At 67.1% G+C, this 22,548-nt stretch carries 21 protein-coding genes; all 21 read left to right on the forward strand.

Features of this window, described 5'->3' with window-relative positions; genetic code table 11:
• The first annotated feature begins 75 nt into the window (after positions 1-75).
• The 21 genes from tssB (at position 76) to EIP75_RS00675 (ending at position 22,452) form a co-directional block, all read left to right on the forward strand.
• Positions 76-573, forward strand: a complete 498-nt coding sequence (tssB, locus tag EIP75_RS00580; protein WP_125241275.1) for a type VI secretion system contractile sheath small subunit — start codon at positions 76-78, stop codon at positions 571-573.
• Between the two features lie 18 nt (positions 574-591).
• Positions 592-2,082: a type VI secretion system contractile sheath large subunit gene (gene tssC, locus EIP75_RS00585; RefSeq protein WP_125241276.1), complete on the forward strand. Its 1,491-nt coding sequence runs from the start codon at positions 592-594 to the stop codon at positions 2,080-2,082.
• A gap of 42 nt (positions 2,083-2,124) precedes the next feature.
• Positions 2,125-2,631: an Hcp family type VI secretion system effector gene (locus EIP75_RS00590; protein WP_125241277.1), complete on the forward strand. Its 507-nt coding sequence runs from the start codon at positions 2,125-2,127 to the stop codon at positions 2,629-2,631.
• 103 nt (positions 2,632-2,734) lie between these two features.
• Positions 2,735-3,283, forward strand: coding sequence for a type VI secretion system tube protein Hcp (locus EIP75_RS00595; RefSeq protein ID WP_125241278.1), 549 nt, complete (start codon positions 2,735-2,737; stop codon positions 3,281-3,283).
• Positions 3,284-3,327: 44 nt separating this feature from the next.
• Positions 3,328-3,927, forward strand: a complete 600-nt coding sequence (locus tag EIP75_RS00600) for a type VI secretion system tube protein Hcp (protein ID WP_125241279.1) — start codon at positions 3,328-3,330, stop codon at positions 3,925-3,927.
• Positions 3,928-3,966: 39 nt separating this feature from the next.
• On the forward strand, positions 3,967-4,551 hold the full coding sequence (locus EIP75_RS00605) for a double zinc ribbon domain-containing protein (protein ID WP_158622691.1): 585 nt from the start codon (positions 3,967-3,969) through the stop codon (positions 4,549-4,551).
• 65 nt (positions 4,552-4,616) lie between these two features.
• A complete protein-coding gene (locus tag EIP75_RS00610) occupies positions 4,617-5,480 on the forward strand; it encodes a type VI secretion system accessory protein TagJ (RefSeq protein ID WP_125241281.1) in 864 nt (287 codons plus the stop codon).
• Positions 5,473-6,030, forward strand: a complete 558-nt coding sequence (gene tssE / locus EIP75_RS00615; RefSeq protein ID WP_125241282.1) for a type VI secretion system baseplate subunit TssE — start codon at positions 5,473-5,475, stop codon at positions 6,028-6,030. The genes EIP75_RS00610 and tssE overlap by 8 nt, the downstream gene beginning before the upstream one ends.
• 2 nt (positions 6,031-6,032) lie before the next feature.
• Positions 6,033-7,901 (forward strand): type VI secretion system baseplate subunit TssF, encoded by a 1,869-nt coding sequence (tssF, locus tag EIP75_RS00620; RefSeq protein WP_125241283.1) that lies wholly within the window; start codon positions 6,033-6,035, stop codon positions 7,899-7,901.
• Entirely contained in the window at positions 7,898-8,965 is a 1,068-nt protein-coding gene (gene tssG / locus EIP75_RS00625; RefSeq protein WP_199758452.1) for a type VI secretion system baseplate subunit TssG, read from the forward strand. Before tssF ends, tssG begins: the two co-directional genes overlap by 4 nt.
• A 15-nt stretch (positions 8,966-8,980) precedes the next feature.
• Positions 8,981-11,671, forward strand: a complete 2,691-nt coding sequence (tssH, locus tag EIP75_RS00630; RefSeq protein ID WP_125241284.1) for a type VI secretion system ATPase TssH — start codon at positions 8,981-8,983, stop codon at positions 11,669-11,671.
• Positions 11,672-11,678: 7 nt separating this feature from the next.
• Positions 11,679-12,101: a hypothetical protein gene (locus EIP75_RS00635; RefSeq protein ID WP_125241285.1), complete on the forward strand. Its 423-nt coding sequence runs from the start codon at positions 11,679-11,681 to the stop codon at positions 12,099-12,101.
• 8 nt (positions 12,102-12,109) lie between these two features.
• Positions 12,110-12,991: a hypothetical protein gene (locus EIP75_RS00640; protein ID WP_125241286.1), complete on the forward strand. Its 882-nt coding sequence runs from the start codon at positions 12,110-12,112 to the stop codon at positions 12,989-12,991.
• A gap of 78 nt (positions 12,992-13,069) precedes the next feature.
• On the forward strand, positions 13,070-15,133 hold the full coding sequence (locus tag EIP75_RS00645; protein ID WP_158622692.1) for a type VI secretion system Vgr family protein: 2,064 nt from the start codon (positions 13,070-13,072) through the stop codon (positions 15,131-15,133).
• 72 nt (positions 15,134-15,205) lie between these two features.
• Positions 15,206-15,754: a DUF4123 domain-containing protein gene (locus EIP75_RS00650; RefSeq protein ID WP_125241288.1), complete on the forward strand. Its 549-nt coding sequence runs from the start codon at positions 15,206-15,208 to the stop codon at positions 15,752-15,754.
• Between the two features lie 13 nt (positions 15,755-15,767).
• Positions 15,768-17,603: a hypothetical protein gene (locus tag EIP75_RS00655; protein WP_125241289.1), complete on the forward strand. Its 1,836-nt coding sequence runs from the start codon at positions 15,768-15,770 to the stop codon at positions 17,601-17,603.
• Positions 17,603-18,415, forward strand: coding sequence for a hypothetical protein (locus EIP75_RS24005; protein ID WP_158622693.1), 813 nt, complete (start codon positions 17,603-17,605; stop codon positions 18,413-18,415). Before EIP75_RS00655 ends, EIP75_RS24005 begins: the two co-directional genes overlap by 1 nt.
• A gap of 47 nt (positions 18,416-18,462) precedes the next feature.
• A complete protein-coding gene (tagH, locus tag EIP75_RS00660; protein ID WP_158622694.1) occupies positions 18,463-20,658 on the forward strand; it encodes a type VI secretion system-associated FHA domain protein TagH in 2,196 nt (731 codons plus the stop codon).
• 42 nt (positions 20,659-20,700) lie between these two features.
• The gene (locus tag EIP75_RS00665) at positions 20,701-21,498 is read left to right on the forward strand and encodes a PP2C family protein-serine/threonine phosphatase (protein ID WP_125241291.1); all 798 of its coding nucleotides are present in this window, start codon (positions 20,701-20,703) and stop codon (positions 21,496-21,498) included.
• A 25-nt stretch (positions 21,499-21,523) separates the two neighbouring features.
• Positions 21,524-21,892 (forward strand): hypothetical protein, encoded by a 369-nt coding sequence (locus tag EIP75_RS00670; RefSeq protein WP_199758453.1) that lies wholly within the window; start codon positions 21,524-21,526, stop codon positions 21,890-21,892.
• Positions 21,889-22,452 (forward strand): DUF5625 family protein, encoded by a 564-nt coding sequence (locus EIP75_RS00675; protein WP_125241292.1) that lies wholly within the window; start codon positions 21,889-21,891, stop codon positions 22,450-22,452. The genes EIP75_RS00670 and EIP75_RS00675 overlap by 4 nt, the downstream gene beginning before the upstream one ends.
• Positions 22,453-22,548: the final 96 nt, after the last annotated feature.

Here is a 22,548-nt window from a genome sequence, read left to right on the forward strand (position 1 = left end):
AGGGGTCCCACGGCCTCGTGCCGGTGTTGTAATGTGGTTCGTTGAGCTTAACGGTCATTGAAACGGAGTCATTCCATGAGCGGACAAAAGTTTGTATCGCGCAACCGCGCGCCCCGCGTGCAGATTGAATACGACGTCGAGTTGTACGGCGCCGAGAAGAAGGTGCAGTTGCCCTTCGTGATGGGCGTCATGTCCGACCTGTCAGGCAAGCCTGCCGATCCGCTGCCCGCCGTGGCCGATCGCAAGTTCCTGGAGATCGACGTCGACAACTTCGACGCCCGCATGAAGTCCATGAAGCCCCGCGTGGCCTTCCAGGTGCCCAACACCCTCACCGGTGAAGGCAACCTGCCCGTGGACATCACCTTCGAGAACATGGACGACTTCTCGCCGGCCGCCGTGGCGCGCAAGGTCGAGGGCCTGAACAAGCTGCTCGAAGCCCGTACCCAGCTGTCCAACCTGATCACCTACATGGACGGCAAGACCGGTGCCGAAGAGCTGATCAACAAGGTGCTGAACGATCCGTCGCTGCTGCAGTCGCTGACGGCCACTGCCAAACCGGCTGACGAGCAATAAGTTCAGGAGTAAACACACATGGCTGAACAGCAACAAAGCTCGGCGCTGGCTGGCGTCACCCTGGAAGGCAACGAGTTCGCCTCGCTGCTGCAAAAGGAATTCAAGCCCAAGACCGACGAAGCCAAGGGCGCCGTCGAACAGGCTGTGCAGATCCTGGCCCAGCAGGCCCTGGCGCACACCAACATCATCAGTGCCGATGCGGTGAAGTCCATCGAGGCGATGATCGCCGCGATCGACAAGAAGCTCTCCGAGCAGGTCAACCTGATCATCCACAACGAGGATTTCCAGAAGCTGGAATCGGCGTGGCGCGGTCTGCACTACATGGTGAACAACACCGAGACCGACGAGCAGCTCAAGATCCGCGTGATGAACATCAGCAAGCAGGATCTGGCCAAGACGCTCAAGCGCTACAAGGGCACGGCCTGGGATCAGTCGCCGCTGTTCAAGAAGCTTTACGAAGAAGAGTACGGCCAGTTTGGCGGCGAGCCCTTCGGTGCGCTGGTGGGCGACTACTACTTCGACCACACCCCGCCCGACGTCGAGCTGCTGGCCGAGATGGCCAAGATCGCTGCCGCGGCCCACTGCCCCTTCATCTCGGGCACCAGCCCGGCGGTGATGCAGATGGAATCGTGGCAGGAACTGGCCAATCCGCGTGACCTGACCAAGATCTTCCAGACGCCCGAGTACGCCGCATGGCGTTCGCTGCGCGAATCCGACGACGCCCGCTACCTGGGCCTGTGCATGCCGCGCTTCCTGGCGCGCCTGCCCTATGGCGCCAAGACCAGCCCCGTCGAAGAGTTCGACTTCGAAGAAGAAACCGCTGGCGGCGACCACAGCAAGTACGGCTGGGCCAACGCGGCCTACGCCATGGCCACCAACATCAACCGCTCCTTCAAGGAATACGGCTGGTGCTCGCGCATCCGTGGTGTCGAGTCCGGCGGCGCGGTGCAGAACCTGCCCACGCACACCTTCCCGTCCGATGACGGCGGCGTGGACATGAAGTGCCCCACCGAGATCTCGATCTCCGACCGTCGCGAGGCCGAGCTCTCCAAGAACGGCTTCCTGGCGATGATCCACCGCAAGAACTCCGACTTCGCGGCGTTCATCGGTGGCCAGTCGCTGCAGAAGTCTGCCGAATACGACGACCCCGACGCCACGTCCAACGCGGCGCTGGCGGCGCGTCTTCCCTACCTCTTTGCCACCTGCCGCTTTGCCCACTACCTCAAGTGCATCGTGCGGGACAAGGTGGGCTCGTTCAAGTCCCGCGACGCCATGGCCTCATGGCTGAACGACTGGATCTTGAACTACGTGGACGGGGATCCGACCAACTCGACCGAAGTCACCAAAGCCGAACGCCCCCTGGCGGCGGCCGAGGTGGTGGTGGAAGAGGTGGAAGGCGCTCCGGGCTACTACTCCTCGAAGTTCTTCCTCAAACCTCACTATCAGCTTGAGGGCCTCACGGTTTCTCTGCGGCTTGTCTCCAAACTGCCTTCTGAAAAGAAGGGCTGATCAAGCCATCGTTCGTTAACACTGACCACTTAGGAGTCAATCATGCCGGGTAATGCATTCATCAAATTCGCGGGCGTCGACAAGGGCGAGTCCTTCCAGGAAAACTTCCATGGCGACCAGGGCTGGATCGAAATCGGCGACTGGAGCTGGGACATCGAAGCCGAATCGAGCTTCCTGAAGGGCGGCGGCGCTGCGGTCGGCAAGGCCACACCCGGCGTGTTCAGCTTCTCGCACTACTTCGACAAGTCCTCCCCCACGATCATGCGCAACATCGTGAAGGGTGTGCACTTCGCGACCGTTGAAATCGTGATGTGTAAGCAAGTCGGCGATGCCGACGGCCTGCCCAAGCAGTTCTTCCAGATCAAGATGAAGGACGCCTTCACCACCAAGGTCTCGACCAAGGGTGGCGAAGACGGCGCTGTGAGCCAGGACGTCGAAATGGTGTCCAAGTCCATCGAGATCAACTACAAGCCCCAGGACAACAAGGGCAAGCTGTCTGGCGACATGCCGTTCGAGTGGGACATCGCCGCCAACAAGATCATCAAGTAAGACCTGTCTTGCTGATGTGGTCCGGGTGCTTCCTCCTTGCGAGGGGCTCCCGGATTTGTTCATTGTGTCAACGGCTTGCCGTTAGTCATCACGGTGGTGCACCATGGGCTGGAGCCAGATATTCCTGAAGATGTCCATTGAAGGACTCGACGCCTCCAACATCGGCGAGAGCGAGACGGCCGGCTATGTGGGCCAGATCATCCTGTCGGATTTCGATTGGTCGATGACCGGCAAGGACGTGATCAAGGGCGTGGGCGCTGGCCGCACGGTCACTCGGCGCGTCGAGGCGGATGTGCTCTCGCTCAAGAAGCGTTTCGACAGCTCATCGGTCACCCTGATGACGGCGATGCGCGAGCGCAAGCGCATCACCACCGCCAAGGTCACCGTGGCGCACGGTTTCGGCACGGGCGCCGGGGCTGGGGGCAGCCAGGGGGACATGCGGGATGCCTTCACCCTGGAAGTCCAGGGCGGGTTCATCGAGAACATCGATGTGGCGCTGGTGGCCGACGGCAAGGCGATGGTGCTCCAGGAGGAGCTGTCCATCCGGTATTCGTCGCTGAAGATCGAGGTCTTCGAGGTGAATCCCAATGGCAGCTTCTCGACCAAGCGCAGTACCTTCCTGACCGAAGTGGACGGCATGGATCTCAAATGATCCCGGTGTGGTTGGGCTGATCGTAGACACGACGGAGGCAGGTCATGGAATTCGCAGAGGTTTACCTGGCGCTGGGTGCCGTGGCTGGCAACAGCCAGGCCGAAGGGCACAAGGGCGAGATCGAATTGTTCGATTGGAAGTGGGGCCTGAAGATGGCCGACAAGTCGCCAGATGCCCGCAGCGCTGATCGCCAGGCCGAAGGCCGCCGGCTGAGCATCTCCAAGGCGGTGGACGTTGCCAGCGTGCCCATGATGGCCCTGCTCAAGAGCGGGGCCACCTGCGGCACGGCCACCCTCACGATCCGGCAGCGGACGGAGAAGGCGGTCGAGCTCAAGGTGATCCTCAAGTCGGTGCGGCTGATGTCCTGCGACCTGAACGTCCAGTGCGGCGACATGGAGGTGGTGCTCGACGAAGACTGGAGCCTGTCGTATGACGAGGTCGAGGTGCGCTACAAGAGCGACCACGGCAACAAGGGCCAGAAGATCTTCGCGCTGAAAATGCCGCCGGGCATCGAGCAGGAAGAGCCGGCGCAGTTGACCGCCGCTGACAGCGATTCATCGCTCAGCGAGCAACTGGGCCTCACCAAGGATGACGTCATCAAGATCATCGAAGAGTACCTGAAGAAGCATCCGCAGAAGAAGTAAGCGCTCCAGTCACCACATCAAGGCCCGACCATGATCCGGATGAAGAATTACCGAGACCTGAGCAGCACGGCGGGCGACGTCGGCGCTGGGTTTCAGTTCGAGTTCTATTGCCAGTGCTGCGATTTCACCTGGCGCAGCCCCTTCAAGGCGCACCGCATGGGCCAGCTGACAGGCTGGCTGACGCGGCTGACCTTCCTGATGACCGACCTGAACAAGGCCGGCAAGGCCACCAGCGCGATGTCCACGGCCGGTGCGCGCGGGGCACACGAAGAGGCGTTTGAGGCGGCCCAGGCGCAGGCCCAGCGCTACTTCAACCAGTGCACGGAGTGCCGCAACCAGGCCTGCGACGAGTGCTGGGACGACAGTCTGAGCCAGTGCAAGACCTGCCTCAACAAGCACAAGCGGCCGGGTGGCGCGTCGGCCGGCCATGGCGGTGGGTATGACGAAGGGCAAGGTGGCGCGGGCGGGCTGGCCTGTCCTAACTGCCAGGTGCCTTCGAGTGGTGGGCGCTTCTGCCACGAGTGCGGCTTCGACATGGCCAGCACCCACAAGAGTTGTCCCGGTTGCGGTGGTGTGATGCCCCGCGCCGCCCGTTTCTGCACCGATTGCGGCCATGGCTTCTGAGCGCGCCTGAGCGCTTGGCCGCCATCCCCTCGCACCCCTCATTCTCAAGAAAAGAGAGCCGCCCGATGTCCGAACCCCTGGCCCAAGCCGAAGCCACCCTGCGCGCAGGTGATCCGCAAGGCGCGCTGCAGCACCTGACCGCCGCCGTCAAGGCCAAGCCGGCCGACGCGCGGCTGCGTATCTTCATGGCCCAGTTGCTGTGCGTGCTGGGCCAGTGGTCGCGCGCCCACACCCAGCTCAATGTCGTGGCAGACCTGCTGCCGTCGGCCGGGCCGATGCGCGAGATGGTCGGGCATGCGCTGCGCTGCGAGTTGCTGCGTGCCGAGGTGTTCGCCGGCAAGCGTGCGCCCATGGTCTTCGGGCACCCGGACCCCTGGCTGGCCAAGCTGATCGAATCGCTGCTGCAGGTCGGGCAGGGCAATGCACCCCTGTCGAACGAGCTGGCGGCCAAGGCCTTCGACGAGGCACCCGCCGTGCCCGGGGCCATCGATGGCGAGCCCTTCGAGTGGATCGCCGATGCCGACTCGCGCCTGGGCCCCGTGCTCGAGGCCTTCGTCAACGGCAAGTACTACTGGATTCCCTTCTCTCGCCTGAGCCGCATCTCGTTCGAGCTGCCGCAGGATCTGCGCGACATGGTCTGGACCCCGGCCTACCTCACCTTCGCCAACGGTGGCGAGGTGGTGGCGGTGATCCCCTCGCGCTACCCTGGCACCCAGGACAGCGGCGACGCACAACTGCTGCTGTCGCGCAAGACCGAATGGCGCGAGATCGGCGCGGACCGCTGGGCCGGCCTGGGCCAGCGCGTGTTCAGCTCCAACCTGGGCGATCACGACCTGCTGAACGTTCGCCTGATCGAGTTGCAGCCGCCACCGGCTGATGATGATGGCGAGGGTGAGGGCGAAGCCGGGGCCGAGGCGGACCATGGCTGAGCTGACTTCCCAGGAACGACTCCAGCCCTCCTTGCTGGATCGCCTGACCGACGCGGACCCGGGCAACAAGAGTGAATCGCTCGATGCCCGCGTGCTGTCGCGTCAGCAGCTTCGCGCCGCGGTGCTGCGCGACCTGTCCTGGCTGTTCAATGCCAACCGGGCCGAACCGTCGCGGCGCACCAGCGCCAAGCAGAGCCGCCCGGCCTACATCGACGAAGAGGCGGCGCTGTGGAAGCAGGCGCCCTTTGCCCAGCACTCGGTGCTGAACTATGGCCTGCCCTCGCTGTCGGGCGAGGCCGTGGGCCGCATGGACCTGCGCGCCATCGGCAACGACATCAAGCAGGCCATCCTGGATTTCGAGCCGCGGATCGATCGCGAGACGCTGGAGGTGGAGGCGCAGATCGACGGTTCGCTGCACAGCCACCACAACCAGCTCAAGCTGGTGATCCGGGGGCACATGTGGAACCAGCCTGTGCCATTGGAGCTGCTGCTCAGCGCGTCGATGGACGTGGAGACCGGGCAGTCCAGTGTCCGTGACATGCGGGGCTGAACATGGATCCCCGACTGCTTCGCTACTACAACCAGGAACTGCGCTACCTCCGTGAGATGGGCGCGGAATTCGCGCGCGAGTTCCCCAAGATCGCCTCGCGCCTGGGCATCGAAGGCCTGGAGGTGGCCGACCCGTATGTCGAGCGTCTGCTGGAGGGCTCGGCCTTCCTGGCCGCGCGGGTGCACCTGAAGCTGGACGCCGAGTTCCCGAAGCTGTCCCAGCGCCTGCTGGACATGGTCTGCCCCAACCTGTCGTCGCCGATCCCCTCGATGATGGTGGCGCAGTTCCAGCCCCAGCCGGACCCGGGCCTGCTCAAGGGCTATGTGCTGCCGCGCGGCTCATCCCTGATGGGGCCGAGCACCTCGGTCAGTGCCACGCGCTGCGAGTTCCGCACCGGGCACGACGTCACGCTCACGCCCATCACCGTGAAATCGGCGGAGTACTTCATCAACGCGGCGGATCTGTCCTTGTCCAGCCTGCCGCTCAAGGACCGTCCGCGCAGCGGGGTGCGCATCCGCATGGGCCTGCCCGACGGGCTGCAGTTCACGCAACTGGGGGTCGACCAACTGCGCTTTTACCTGGCCGGGCTGCAGGACGTGGCTTTCCGCCTTCAAGAGCTGGTGCTGGGCGCGTGCACGGGTGCGATGCTGGGCCTGCCGGGCCGCGCGGGTGAGGGCTCGCGGGTCTGGCTGGACAGCGACGTGGTGCAGCCCGTGGGCTACGGTGACGACGAGGCCTTGCTGCCGGTCACCCAGCGGGGCCTGTCGGGCACGCGCTTGATGCAGGAGTACTTCGCCTTTCCGCAGCGCTTCATGTTCTTCGATGTGAAGAAGCTGGCACGTGGCTTCGCAGCCTGCCCGGGCAACGAGTGCGAGCTGGTGCTGCTGTTCTCCCGCCAGGGCGAGGGGCTGGAGGGCGCGGTCGATGCCAGCAATTTCGCGTTGCACTGCGCGCCCGCCATCAACCTGTTCCCGCACCGTGCCGACCGCGTGCAGGTCAATGACAGCGCGTTCGAATTCCATGTGGTGCCGGAGCGCTCAGCCCCCACCGACTACGAGATCTACTCCCTGCAGACCGTCGAAGGTGTCACCCAGACCAACGAGCAGGTCACCTTCCATCCGCTGTTCGCCACGCCGCACAGTGCGCCGCCCGGCCACCAGGCCTACTGGAGCACCTTGCGTGAGCCGCGCCTGCCGTCGGACAAGGTGCGCAGGGAAGGGGCGCGGTCGGGCTACATCGGCTCGGAGGTGTTCATCTCGCTGGTCGATGCGCGCGAGGCGCCTTTCCCGCAGACCCTGCGCCAGCTCTCGCTGCAGGCCCTGTGCACCAACCGTGACCTGCCGGTCTTCATGCCGGTGGGCGGCGGTGCGGGCATGGCCCTGGAAACGGCCGCGCCGCTGCAGGGCGTGCAGGTGCTGGCCGGCCCGTCGCGCCCCTTGAGCTCGCTGCGTGAAAACGCGGCGGCCTGGCAATTGCTGAACCTGCTGTCGCTGAACCACCTGTCGCTGATCGACACGGATGCGGAGCAGGGCGCCCAGGCCCTGCGCGAGCTGCTGCAGCTGTTCACGCTGGCCTGTGACCCGGCCACGCGCCGCCAGATCGAAGGGCTGCGCCACGTGCGCACCAAGCCCGTGGTGCGCCGCCACCCGGTGCCCGGCCCGATCGCCTTCGGGCGCGGGCTGGAGGTGCAACTCACGGTCGACGAGTTGTCCTTCGAGGGCGGCAGTGCCTTCCTGTTCGCTTCCGTGCTGCACCATTACCTGGCGCGGCACGTGTCGATGAACAGCTTCGTGCAGACCTCGCTGCACTCGCTGGCGCGTGGCGAGGTGATGCGCTGGCAGCCCGGTCTGGGCGCGAGGCCTGTGCTGTGAGCGCTGCCTTCGACACCCCTCGCGAGCCGGATCTGCAGGCGGCCAGCCAGGCCCTGGCCGAGGCCCTGTGGCAAAGGCTGCAGGAGCGTCCCTATGATTTCGACCTGTTCCAGGCCCTGCGCCGGATCGAAGGCACGCACCCTCATCTGCCGCGCCTGGGCACGGCCCTGCGTCCGCAGGACGAGCCCGTGCGGTTCGCGCAAGAGGCCGCGCTGAACTTCGCGCCCGCCCCGATCACGCAGACGCAGGTCGGGCACACCGGCACCGTGCGCCTGGTGCAGCGGGTGTTCAGCTTCCTGGGCCCCAATGGCGCCCTGCCCATTCACCTGACCGAGTACGCCCGAGAGCGCGCCATGCACCATGGCGACCCGACCATGCAGCGCTTCCTGGACATGCTGCTGCACCGCTTCGGGCTGCTGTTCTACCGTGCCTGGACGCGCACCCAGCCCGCGGTGCTGCTCGACAGGGCCGATGACGCCAGCGTCGAGCGCTGGCTGGGGGCGATGTTCGGTTTCGGCGGCGAGGCCTTCCGACAGCGCGACGCGCTGCCCGACCATGCCAAGCTGTTCTATGCCGGCCGGCTGTCGCGGGGCGTGCGCGATGCAGATGGGCTGCGCGCCTGGATCCAGGTGCAGTACGACGTGCCGGTGCAGGTGGAGCAGTTCGCCGGGCACTGGATGCCGCTGGCCGACGAGGAGCGCTCGCGCCTGACGCGCCATGGCCAGCAAGGCCTGGGGCGTGGTGCGGTGCTGGGCCGACAGGTGTGGGATGTGCAGCACAAGTTCCGCATCGTCATCGGGCCGCTGCACCTGGCGCAGTACCGTGAGTTCCTGCCGGGCGCCACGGGCCTGGCCTCACTGAAATCGCTGGTGCGCCAGTATGTGGGCTTCGAGTTCGCCTGGGACCTCAAGCTCATCCTGCACCGTGATGACGTGCCCGCGTGGTCCCTGGGCAAGTCGCCCGTGGCCGGTGCGTTGGGGCGCAGCACCTGGATGAACCAGAAGCAGCGCCGCCGCGATGCGGCCGATCTGATCATGAACGTAGAACATCTTTCTCTTGCGTAAATTAAGGAGCAAGCCATGAGTGAAATCAGCCGGGTGGCCTTGTTTGGCAAACTCAATCCCCTGGGTTACAAGGCCATCGAGGGGGCGACCGTTTTCTGCAAACTGCGTGGCAATCCGTATGTGGAGCTCATCCACTGGATCACGCAGCTGCTGCAGAACAACGAATCCGATGTGGACGCCATCGTGCGCCACTATGCGATCGATTCGTCGGTGCTGGCCAAGGACGTGACCACGGCGCTGGACCGCTTGCCGCGTGGCTCGACCGCCATCTCCGATTTCTCCGAGCAGATCGAGGCCGCCATCGAGCGCGGCTGGGTCTACGGCACGCTGAAGTACGGCGACAGCCAGGTGCGCACGGGCTACCTGCTGCTGGGCATCCTGCGCACGACCACGCTGCGCAATGCGCTGCTGGCCATCTCGCGCCAGTTCGAGAAGATCAAGGTCGATGACCTGGCCGAGAACTTCGACAAGGTCTGCGGCGGCACGTCTGAAAGCCGCATGGGCGCGCAGGATGGCAGCGGCCTGGGCAGCAGCCAGCCGGGCTCCGACCAGGGCGCCATCGCCCCGGCCGCCATGGGCAAGCAGGAAGCGCTCAAGAAGTTCACGGTCGACCTGACCGAGAAGGCCCGCAAGGGCGAGATGGACCCGGTGACCGGCCGTGACGACGAGATCCGCCAGATCGTCGACATCCTGATGCGCCGCCGCCAGAACAACCCCATCCTGACCGGCGAGGCCGGCGTGGGCAAGACGGCCGTGGTCGAGGGTTTCGCCCAGCGCCTGGCCCGCGGCGACGTGCCGCCCCAGCTCAAGGACGTGTCCCTGCTGAGCCTGGACATCGGCCTTCTGCAGGCCGGCGCCAGCATGAAGGGCGAGTTCGAGCAGCGCCTGCGCCAGGTGATCGACGAGGTGCAGGCCTCGCCCAAGCCCATCATCCTGTTCATCGACGAAGTGCACACCCTGGTGGGCGCGGGCGGCGCGGCCGGCACCGGCGATGCGGCCAACCTGCTCAAGCCCGCCCTGGCGCGCGGCAACCTGCGCACCGTGGGTGCCACCACCTGGGCCGAGTACAAGAAGTACATCGAGAAGGATCCGGCGCTGACCCGCCGCTTCCAGGTCGTGCAGGTGCCCGAGCCCGACGAGGCCAAGGCCATCCTGATGCTGCGTGGCGTGGCCACCGTGCTCGAGAAGCACCACAGGGTGCAACTGCTCGACGAGGCGATCGAAGCGGCCGTGAAGCTGTCGCACCGCTACATCCCGGCGCGCCAGCTGCCCGACAAGGCCGTGAGCCTGCTGGACACCGCCTGCGCCCGTGTGGCCGTGAGCCAGCACGCCACGCCCGCCGAGGTGGAAGACGCCATCCGCCGCATCGAGGCGCTGGACATCGAGATCGGCATCATCGACCGTGAATCGGCTGTGGGGGTGGACGTGGGCAGCCGCCGCACGGACGCCGCCACCGCGCTGGACGCCGAGAAGACCCGACTGGCCGGCCTGGATGCCCGCTGGAAGGAAGAAAAGGCCCTGGTCGACAAGATCCTGGCGCTGCGTGCGCAACTGCGCGGCGGTGACAAGCCGGTCGACGGCCAGGCCTCCGAAGCGGCCACGCTGGACGACGCGCAGCGCGCCACGCTGCTGGCAGAGCTGAAGGCCGAGCAGGGCAAGCTGGCCGAGCTGCAGGGCGATGCCCCGCTGATCATGCCCTCGGTCGATGCGTACGCCGTCGGCGCCGTGGTGGCCGACTGGACGGGCATCCCCGTGGGCCGGATGGTCAAGAACGAGCTGGAAACCGTGCTGAAGCTGGGCGAGGCCCTGGGCAAGCGCGTGATCGGCCAGCAGCATGGCCTGGACATGATCGCCAAGCGCATCCAGACCTCGCGCGCCCGCCTGGACAATCCCAACAAGCCCATCGGCGTGTTCATGCTGTGCGGCACCTCCGGCGTCGGCAAGACCGAAACCGCGCTGGCGCTGGCCGAGGCGTTGTACGGCGGCGAGCAGAACGTCATCACCATCAACATGAGCGAGTTCCAGGAGGCACACACCGTCTCCACGCTCAAGGGCGCGCCTCCGGGCTACGTGGGTTATGGCGAAGGCGGCATCCTGACCGAAGCCGTGCGCCGCCGCCCCTACAGCATCGTGCTGCTCGACGAAGTGGAAAAGGCCCACTCCGACGTGCACGAGATGTTCTTCCAGGTGTTCGACAAGGGCTCGATGGAAGACGGCGAAGGCCGCTTCATCGACTTCAAGAACACGATCATCCTGCTGACCTCGAACGTGGGGTCCGAGCTGATCATGAACATGTGCAAGGACCCGGAGCTCTCGCCCGATCCGGATTCGCTGGCCATGGCCCTGCAGGAACCGCTGATGAAGGTGTTCCCGCCTGCGCTGCTGGGCCGCATCGTCACGATCCCGTACTACCCGCTGTCGGAAGAGATGATGGGCAAGATCGTGCGCCTGCAGCTCAACCGCATCAAGCGCCGTGTCGAAGAGAACCACCGCATCCCGTTCAACTACTCGGACGACGCGGTCAAGCTCATCGTCAAGCGTTGCGACAACCCGGAAGCGGGCGGCCGGATCATCGATTCCATCCTCACCAACACCGTGCTGCCCAAGATCTCGATCGAGTACCTGGGCCGCACCAGCCGTGGCGAGGCGCTGCAGAGCGTGACCCTGGGTGCAGCCGAGGGCGACTTCACCTACGACTTCGGCTGAGCACACCATGGGCGCTGCCGCGGTGATCGACCTGGACCTGGGCTCCGACGTGGTGAACGTCGGTGGCTGGCGTCTGCCATTGGCCTCGCTGGAGCGCCTGTGGTCGGTCGTGGCGGTGTTGCCCGGTGTGCCCGATGAGGCGGAGCAGCGCTGGGTGGTGCAGACGCGCGATGGCATCGCCCTGGCGGCTGCCTTGAACCTGCCCTCGCAGGCGCATGTGGATGCGCTGGGGGCCTGGGCGCAATCCTGCGGGGGCATTTTCCGGCTGCGGCGGGTGGGCTGGCCCTGGCGGTGGGGCACGCTGGGCTGGGCCTGGTGCGCCATGCGCCGCGGCAGCGGGCAGTTCAGCCTGGCGGTCTGGGATGCCGTTCGCCAGGGCGGTGAAGAGACGGGGCCGCTGGGCCTCGTGGATGTCCTTCGGGACGAGTGAGGCCAGCCATGGACCAATTGACCGGACAGACGTGCGTGACCCTGGTGATCGATGACCCGATCGCCCGCCAGTGCTACACCCTGATGGTGCCGGGCAGCACGGAGCAGGAAGGCCATGCCTTCCTGCTCAGCCTGGACAACGGAGTGGGTGGCGCGGGTGCACGGCAGTTCCTGGCCGGGGCGACCTGGGACCCGATACGGCGTCGCTACCAGGAGGTGGACCGCGCCCTGGTCGAGGCTGCCCAGGCCAGGTTGTCCAAGCTGGGCCCCCATCCCACCTCGGCCGAGCTCGAGGCCCTGGTGAGGCAGGCATCGGGCCAGCGCACCACGGTCGCACGGCTGTGGCGTGTGCCTTCGGGGCCGGATGCCTTCCTGGCCGCCGAGGCACGGGACTGGGCCAAGTACGGCGCCGGCGGGCGCAACTTCAACAACCTGATGAAGCGATCACAGGCCAATCCGGCCCGGGCCACCTGGTCGCGCGACGACCACCTGCGGCAGATCCTGCGCAATGTCGAGAAGACCAATGCCGGGGTGGATGCGGCCGTGCTGCGCAACGCCCGCTACCTCAAGGCCGGCGGCGCCATCCTGATGGTGGCGGGTCTGGGGTGGACGTACCACGAGTACCAGAACACCCCTCAGCACCAGAAGGCCGAGTTCATTCGCCGAGAGGCCGTGACGACGGCCGGTGGTGCGCTGGCCACAGGCCTGGCCACCGCCGTGCTGGTGGCGGTCGGGGCATCGGGCGCGGTCGTGATCGGTGTCGGGCTGGTGGCCGGTGTGGTCGGGGCCCTGGCCGCCGAGGGCGTCTACCGGTCCATCTATGGGAAAAGCCTCGTCGGCCAGCTGCGTGACACGGGCGTCATCCAGGCCGGCCTGCTGCAGGGGCGCTAGGCATGCGAAGCCGCATGGGCGCACCGCAAGAACAAAGCCCGGCTGATGCCGGGCGAAGACAGGATTGAAAGGATCATCATGGCACTGCTTGCTGAACTGACCTGCGATGTGCCCGGCAAGGGCAAGATGCAGCTGATGTCGCTGTCGGCCTCGGAGGGGCTGTCACGGCCATTCGAATACCAGGTCGAGATATTGAGCGACAAACCCGACCTGGACCTGGAGAAGTTCCTGGGCAAGAGCATGTCGATCGCCCTGGAGCTGCCCGAGGGCAAACGGCACTTCAACGGGCTGGTGGCGCGTTTCGCGCACTCGGGGCGGCGCACCAAGCAGTTCTTCCATTACCAGGCCACGCTGCGGCCCTGGTTGTGGTTCCTGTCGCGCACGCAGGATTGCAAGATCTTCCAGGAGAAGACGGTCGTGCAGATCGTCGAGGAAGTCTTTGCCGACCACGCCGGCATCAAGAAGGTCAGCAAGAAGCTCACGGGAACCTACACGCCTTGGGATTACTGCGTGCAGTACCGTGAGAGCGACATGAACTTCGTGACCCGCCTGCTGGAGCAGGAGGGCATCTACTACTACTTCGAGCACACCGCCGGCGGCCACGAGATGGTGCTGTGCGACAACGCCTCGGCGCACCATTCCGTGGCCTTGTACGAGAAGATCCCGTACAAGGCCAACTGGTCCGAGGCCCATGGCGACCAGGGCGAAACCATTCAGAGCTGGAGCGTGGGCGTGCAGGTGCTGCCCACCAAGGTGGTGCTGGCCGACTACGACTTCGAACGCCCCAGTGTGGCCTTGCGCAAGGACAGCGCCGTCGCGCGGCAGCATGACCTGAACAGCTACGAAGTGTTCGACTATCCCGGCGAGTACACGAAGGACGGCGACGGCACGGCCTACGCCAAGGCCCGCGCGCAGGAGCAGCAGGCCGGCTACCAGGTGGCCAGCGGACAATCCGACGCGCGGGGCCTGACCTGCGGTACCACCTTCAAGGTCGACGGCCTGCCCAACAAGGCGCTCGACGGCGAGTACCTGGTGCTGTCGACCAACATCTACATCGAGGAAGGCGCGGAGATCGGTGGCGAGGAAGGCTCCGATGGCCACTACTCATGTGACTTCCAGGTCATGCCCACGGCCGACAAGTACCGTGCGCCCCGCCTGACGCCCAAGCCCATGGTCTATGGCCCGCAGACGGCCATGGTGGTGGGCCCCGCGGCCGTCAAGCCTCACGATGTGCACACCGACAAGTACGGCCGCATCAAGGTGCAGTTCCACTGGGACCGCCTGGGCAAGAAGGACGACAAGAGCTCGTGCTGGGTGCGCGTGTCGCAGCCCTGGGCCGGCAAGAACTTCGGTGCCATCAGCCTGCCGCGCGTGGGCGACGAGGTGGTCGTGAGCTTCCTGGAGGGTGATCCCGACCAGCCGCTGATCACGGGCCGTGTCTACAACGCCGAGTACATGCCGCCGCACGCGCTGCCGGCCAACGCCAGCGTCACGACCATGTTGTCGCGCTCGATGGCCTCGACCGACAAGGCCCAGTCCAACGAGTTCCGCTTCGAAGACAAGCCCGGCAGCGAGTACATCTGGCTGCAAGCGCAAAAGGATTTCCACCGCGAGGTCGAGAACAACGACTACGACACCGTCAAGGCCGACCAGTTCATCACCCTCAAGGGCAAGCGCCAGGAGCTGGTCGAGAAGGACGTGGAGCAGATCGTCTACGGCAAGGTCACGACCACCTTCCTGAAGGACCACCACAACTCGGTGGGTGGCGACTGGTTGCAGACCACCACCGGCGTGATCAACCTGCATTCCGACGGCGATTTCGTGGTCGACACCAAGGCCAACGTGGGCGTCAATGCGATGCAGGGCATCGACATCAAGGCCACGCAGGACATGAAGGGCGCGGCGATGAACGTGCACCTCAAGGGCGACATGAACGTCACCATCGAGGCGGGCATGACGCTCACGCTCAAGGCGGGGGCGGGCAGCATCGTGATCGGGCCGGCCACCATCAGCATCGACGCGCCGCTGGTGAACATCAACTGCGGTGGCCGTGCAGGGTCGGCCAGCCCGGCCAGCCCTCCGGCCGTCGCGGCACCTGTGGAAGCCATCAAGCCCGAGCCCGACAAGGATCCGCTGTTCTGATGCCCTGGTGGCCGCGCCTGACCCCGGGCGCGGCCTGACAATACCGCCTTCGTTCGATCCGACCTTGCACGCATGCAGCAGCAGTCCTACGCGCACCTGAAGTCCATGCTGTGGGCCTCCCCCGCTGCCCGCGCCCACGCGGTGATCAGCGGCGCCGTGGTGCCCGATGTGCGCGGGCTGCTGGACAAGGCCGATGCGCGCGGCTGGGACTGCCTGTGGCGCGGTGCACTGACGCCGGAGAAAGCCGCCCAGGCGCCTTACCTGGTCGAGCTGAACCCCGAGGGGGCCTTCACCGACTGGCTGCTGCAGGAGTGCTCCAGCACCTACCCCGGCTGGGGTGTGATCGGTTTGGGGCCGGTCAACCTGATGACCATGCGCGAGCATGGCCGCCGGTTGCTGGACGTGACCCTGCCCGATGGGCAGCGCCGTCGCTGGACGTGGCACGACCCGGCCTTGTGGGCACCGCTGCTGCCCAAGCTCGACCCGCAGCAGCTCGATGCCGCCTACGGACCGCTGACCGACTGGGTCATGGTGGGGCCCAAGGTGTGGCAGTGGTTGTCGTTGAGCGCGGGCCAGTTGGTCGTGACGCCTCGCGAATGCCTGCCGGTCGCCAACGCGTGAAGGACGGGACGCCATGCTTCGCCTGACCGCCGAACAACACGAATGGCTGCAGAGCCTGCAGCGCGAGCGCCTGGCGCAGGCCCTGGCGCGGGTGCTGACGGTGCAGTGGCCGGTGCTGGCCGCCAAGCTGGGCGACCGGGGCGAGGCTTTCGTCGATGCGGCGCTGCTGCAGGCCCAGCGCCACGGCCTGCTGGAGCCCGTGCATGCGGCGCGCTATGTGAACCTGTGGTGCGTGTGGGGACCGGCCTTCGATGACAAGCCGGGCTTCGAATGGGCCACCGAGATCCTGCGTGACGAACACCGTCCGCCTGGCGTGAAGGTGCAGCAGCTGGCGCTGCGCTCGCATGACGAGCTCACGCAGCGCGCAGCCGCCGGCGTGAAGCCCGAGCAGTTCGATGCCGCCGATGCGGCGCTGGAGGCCGTGGCCGCGGGCCCCGAGGCCGCGCCCTGGATCGAAGGGCAGGCCGGCCTGCCCCAGCCACGCCAGGTCTGCGACATGACCGCCTTCGACATCGCCCTGGGCGACCAGAGCTGGCGCCAGGAATACCGCCTGGCCTTGTCGGGCGGCGCGGTGCTGGTCAACCGCGCCCCGGTGGCCGCCGAGCCGCAGCGCTACCGCACCGACACGCCCCCGCTGCCCGGCGCCGAGGTGGCACCGCGCCAGATCGCGGCGCTGGCCTACCCGGCCTCCCGCGGGCACAAGGCCTGGCTGCACCTGCGCTGCGCCATCGACACCGTGTGCGACGCCCATGTGCACCCGCGTGTGGAGTTCAAGAGCGATGCCGGCGGGCAGGTGTTCATGGGCATGCCCGCGCGCCTGATCAAGAGCCCCTTGCACGCGGCCGAAGAGTTCATCCCGCCCAAGGCGCGCACGGGGCCTGCCGGCCCTACACCGGCAGCCCAGCAGGGCAAGCCCGGCGCCCCGGTGACCACGCCCGTGACCGAAGGCGCCCTGTGCCGCGAGCGCCCGCCGCGCTACGTGCAGATCACCGCGTGCACCTGCGGCCTGCGCCGTGCGGGGGCCCCGCTGGGCACGCAGCAGGCGGTGCTGAGCATCCTGCCGGCCGAGCAGTGGTTCGCCGAGTTCAAGGCCTTGCCGCAGCCCACCTGGCAGTGGCCCCAGCAGGGCGCACGCGACATCGCGCCGCCACCGCTGGTGCGCCTGGAGCGCGATGGCCAGCCGCTGCCCGTCGGCGCCTGGCAGCAGGGCTTCTCGCGCCTGGGCGAGGCCTTCGTCAATGGCATGGACGGCTGGTACCAGCAACTGATGCGCGAAGAGGTGCTGCTGTCCCCGCGGATCGAGGCGGTGCCGCAACTGCTGCACGGCCTGGCGGCGTTCACCTGGGGGGCGCGTGAAGCGGTCACCGCCGAAGGCAGCAGTGGCTTCCTGCGGGCCCAGTTGATCGCCCGACTGGTGGCCTGTGCCACCGAACTGACGGTGATGGGCGAGCTGCGCCATGCCGGCACCCATGGCCGCGTGCGCCTGCTGTCCACCGGCCGCGCGCTGCTGGAGGCCGACGTGATGCGCGAACAGCCCGAGCCGGCATTGGCCGAGCGCCTGATGGCGGTCAAGACGACGTGGTCGCATCCCTTCGCGGTGGAGTTCGACGCGCTGAGCCACACCGGCCTGTCGACGGTGTCCGAGGCGCCTGGCAGCCAGCCGGGTGCGCTGGTGGGCGAGGCCGGCCTGCGGCCGCGCCCGGACGGGCAGGGCTGGCAGTGGTACCTCAAGCTGGCGCTGCTGCCGTGCACGCTGTCGCTCAGGGTGTGGGATCCGGTGCGGGGCGAGCAGACCGCCACGCGCACCTTGTGGCCGGCGATCACGCTGGTGGATTGGAGCGCCGGCTGATGGAACGCCTGATGATGATCCGCCTGCAGGCCAGGGGCTGTGCCGCCGAGGTGCAGCTCAATGGCCTGCCCCTGGCGCGCCTGGGTGCTGAGGGTGGCAGTGTGACGCTGCCCGTGCACGAGTACGCCGTGGCCGGCCGCAACCGCCTGAGCTTCACGGCCGGCCCCCCCGCGCCCCTGGTGGGCGAAGCGCCGCCGGCCCAGCCCAAGGTGGGCGATGGCAGCGTGGGGGTGCGCGTGGTGCTGGCGCTGTGCCACCAGGGCCAGGCGCCGCATGACCCCAACGCCCGGGTGCTGTCCCAGCTGTCGTGGACGCCTGGCCTGAACGAAACCCATGACTGGCCTTTCAGCTTCGGCCAGGACGTGGAATTGCCCGTGACCTTCCCGCGCTGGCGCTGGCTGGAGGCGCCGGTCATCACACAGGGACCAGCGCTGCAGCGCCAGGTGCTGGAGACGCTGCAAGGCATCGCGCTGGACCTGCTGCGCGGCGACCCGGACAGCCTGCTGGCCGCGGCCCGCCTGCGCACCGAAGAGCTGGCGCTGGCCTACCAGCGCGCGCCGAACGCCTGGGTGCAGGACATCCGCGACCATGTGCAGCAGTTGTTCGAGGCGCAGGCCCTGACGGTCAAGCCGCCCGAGCCCGATGGCCTGGTGCTGAGGCCGGTGGCCGGAGGCCGCCTGGTCGAATGCCTGGCGCCCGACGGTGGACCGGCCTTGCGCACCGCGCCAGGCCCCAAGGAAGCGGGGGGCGCGTGGGCGGCATGGCCCTTGCGCCTGGCCCAGGTCGAAGGCAAGCTCTACATACTGCGCTGAGCAAGGCGCACGCCCCCGCACCCACCGAGTCCCCCAGGAACCGCATCGTGATCAAGCTCACTGTCCAGACCTACAACGGCACGCCGCTGCCCCAGGCCCTGTCGGCCCAGTTCGACGAGCTGGGCGGCAACATCGGCCGTGCCGACACCAACCAGCTCGTGCTGCCCGATCCCGAGCGTTCGATTTCTCGCGTGCATGCCCAGGTGGTGTTCCGCAACGGCGGCTATGCCCTGGTGGACCGCGGCAGCAACGCCGTGCTGATCAATGGCCGCTCGCTGGGCAACGGCGTGGAGGCGCCCCTGGCAGCCGGGGACCAGCTGCAGATCGGTGGCTACGCGATCCGGGTGGACGTGCTGGCCGGTGGTGCCGCCGCGGGTGCCCATGCGGGCGGTGGTGCAGGTGATCCCTTCGGTGACCTGGGCGGCATGGCTTTCGCGGCACCTGCGCCAAGTGCGCCCAGGCCGGCTGCGGCGGGCGGTGGTTTCGGTGGTGGTGGCGCGGGTGGCGCACGCCCGCCTGCGGGTGGAGTCGGGGCTGCCAGCACCGATCCTCTGGCCGCATTCGGTTTTGCCGGCAGCCCGGCGCCTGCGGGGGATCCCTTCGGGTTTGGCGCGCCAGCAGCGGCCCCCTCGGCAGGGGGCTTCGGTGGTGGTGGCGGGGGGGGTGGCTTCGGCGGTGGCTTTGGTGCGCCGTCACCCGCCCCGGCCCCCGCGGCCCCGGCGGCCGGGGGCATCCCCGACGACTGGGACCCCTTCGCCCCGGATCCGGTGGCAGCCCCCAAGCCGCAGGACCTGGCCCGTTCACTCGGCCAGAGCAACAGCCTCGGGCTGGAACTGGGCGGCGGTGCCAATGCCCCCTTGATCCCCGGCATGGGTGATCTGGGCGGCGGCAAGGCCAACACCTCGTCGTCCATCGATGCCATGTTCGGTCTGGGTGGTGGCAGCGGCGGCGGCGATCCCCTGGCCAATTCGGTGCTGGCCCAGGCCTCGGCCCAGCCCAACATGGCCAACCACCTCGACCCGATGAAGTCCTTGAACTCGGTGAACGTGGCCTCGGCCACGGCCGCCCCGGACAATGTCTCGGCGCTGAACCAGCCGTTCATGGAGCCGCCCCTGAAGGTCAACGCGCCCAAGGCCCCGGCGGCGCCGGTGGCCGGGCCCGTGGCGCCACCGGCGGCCGGTGGGGCCGGCTCGGCCGTGATGTCCTGGGACGATGGTGCCCAGGAAGGCCGCACCGTGATCCGATCCAAGGCCAAGCTGGGTGATTTCGACAGCTTCGGCACGACGGCGGCTGCCAAGCCGCCGGTGTCGGCACCGGTGGCGCCCGCCATGCCGCCAGCACATGCACCAGCGCCGGCATCGCCCGCCGGGCGCGCCAATGCCAGTGATGCATTGCTGGATCCGCTGGCCTTGCTGGGTGGTGGCAGCACCGGTGGCTCTGGCGGTGGGGTGCTCGATCCACTGGATTTTTCCGACCTGGGCATAGGCAGCCCAGCGTCCTCGCCGATCACACCGCCGCCGGCCCAGCGGACCGCTGTGCCCGTGGCGGCGCCGGTTGCCGCGCCGGTCACCCCACCTGCCGTGCGCGCTGCAGCGCCGTCCCCGGTGCCGCAGCCTTCACCCGCTGCCGAAGCGGCCGGCACGCCCACCGACCAGGCCGCCCTCATCGCCGCGTTGCGCGAAGGCCTGGGCATGTCGGCCCTGCCCATCCAGTCGCTCACGCCCGAGTTCATGAAGCTGCTCGGCCAGCTGGTGCACGAGTCGACCAAGGGCACGGTGGAACTGCTGGTGGCCCGCGCCGCGCTCAAGCGCGAGATCCGCGCCGAGGTCACGATGATCGTGGCCAAGGAAAACAACCCGCTGAAGTTCTCGCCCTCGGTCGAAGTGGCCTTGAACCACCTGCTCAGCCCGCCTGCGCGCGGCTTCATGCCGCCGGCCCCTGCCATGCGTGATGCCTACGACGATCTGCGCGCCCACCAGTTCGCCTTCGTGGCTGGCATGCGCGCCGCGCTCGAAGGGGTGCTCAAGCGTTTCGATCCGGGTGTGCTCGAAGGCAAGCTCACCCAGAAGTCGGTGCTGGCCTCGGTGCTGCCGGGCGCCCGCAAGGCCAAGATGTGGGACGTCTTCACCGAGCTCTACAGCCAGATATCTGCCGAGGCCAGCGACGACTTCCACGAGCTGTTCGGCAAGGAATTCCTGCGTGCCTACGAAGCCCATATCGACGAACTGCAGCGCGACGCGTGAGCATGGCGACGCGTGACCGAGACGACACCGAAAGCAACAACCATGTCGAACTTCTCTGACACCGTGTACGGGGCGCCGGGCCACATCCAGCTGGATCTGGCCATCATCTCGCGCCAGGGGGGGCGCAACTACAACGAAGATGCCTGCGGCCACTGGCACTCCGACCACCACCTCACCTGCGTGGTGGCCGATGGCGCAGGTGGCCATGGCGGCGGCGACATCGCCTCCAAGCTGGCGGTGCGCCACATCATCGAACGCAATGCCCAGCAGCCCGTCAACAACGGTGCGTCGGTGCACGAGTTGATCCTGGACACCAACCGCACCATCCACCAGCATCGCCAGCAGGGCGGGGTGCGCGAGCACATGCACAGCACCGTGGTGGCCCTGTTCATCGAGCTGGACACGCAGACCGCGATGTGGGGCCACGTGGGTGATTCACGGCTGTATGTGTTCCGCCGCGGCCAGCTGCGCATGCAGACGCGTGACCACAGCCTGGTGCAATCGCTGGTCGATGGCGGCCTGATCCGCCCGGAGCAGATGCGCAACCATGTCCAGCGCAGCGAACTGCTGTGCGCGCTGGGCTCGCAGGAAGAAGACCTGCACATCGGTGTGAGCCACGACCCGTGGGTGATCGCCCCTGGCGATGTGTTCCTGCTGTGCACCGATGGGCTGTGGGAGTACGTGGACGAGGCCGTGCTGCAACAGACGCTGACGCAGGCCCGAGACCCGCGCGAATGGCTGAGCACCCTGGAAGCCCTGGTGCTGCGCAATGCCGCGCACAAGCCCAGCCATGACAACTTCAGCGCCCTGACGGTGTGGGCGCTGGACGACCCCGCCTGATGCGCAGGCCGCAAGGAGCTTTTTCATGAACATGACGCCTACGGAGCGGAAAGCCTATGCCCAACGGATGTTCGAGCAGGAGCCTGCAGCATTTCCCGAGGCTCACCGTGCTTCCATCCTGCAAGGGCAGGTGCTTCCTGGCATGGCACCCTTCGAGGCCAGGCTGGCGGGCGGCGCCTTCACCTACAAGGTGAAGGCCGACCCTGCGAAGTGGCCACCACACACCAACCCGTTGGACGTCATGTGGCGACAGTCGATCGAGCCGGACAACAGCGAGATCGTCATGACCTTCGTCAACAACACACAGTTCCCCGGGGAGCCCACATGGGTGTTCAGGGTGTACTTCGAGCGGGGCAAGGCCACGCGCATTGAAAAACTGAGGGTCGAGCCATGAGCAAGCCCCGGACACCCGGACTGCCCGGGATCGGTCGCCGTGTTCTGGCAGCGCTGTTCATCGGCGGTGCGTCCAGCGGTTGTGTGAACGGTGCGGGCCTGCAGCATCCACCGTTCCAATTGCCGGTAGACATGTCTCACGCGCAGACCGTGGTCGAGGCTGAATTCGAGATCCGGGAGGAGACGTTCTACGCCTTCAACCTGCTCTACCCCTTCAAGGAGGGCGATGCGGCCGGCCGCGCCCAGGCGGTTCGGCTTGCGGGAGCGCCCTTTTTGAATCCGGCAACGGGGCGCTGGGAGGAGCCTGGCGCAGGCATCGATGTTCATCTGTCGGTGATCGCTCTGGCTGCGGACGGGGGGCAGGACCGCACCGTCCACGACAGCGAGATCGAGCGGCCACGCAAGACATCAGCGACCGCCGACAAGCTCGTCAGCCGGCTGGCGTCAGTCAAGCTCGCGCCAGGCCGTTTCAAGGTCAGGCTCGTCAACCGACACGATGCGCCGCAGTACCGGGATGCGGGGACCCAGTTCTCCGTTGTCCGGGCCTACATGGGCAAGTAAGGAGGCCACACATGCCAAAGGTCACGATCAACATTGCCGACAGAGGCACGGAGCTGGCCTCTGGAGGGACATCCTCCGTGGGGCACATGTGGTATG

Source organism: Aquabacterium soli (genome assembly GCF_003933735.1).
Taxonomy (GTDB): Bacteria; Pseudomonadota; Gammaproteobacteria; order Burkholderiales; family Burkholderiaceae_C; genus Aquabacterium; species Aquabacterium soli.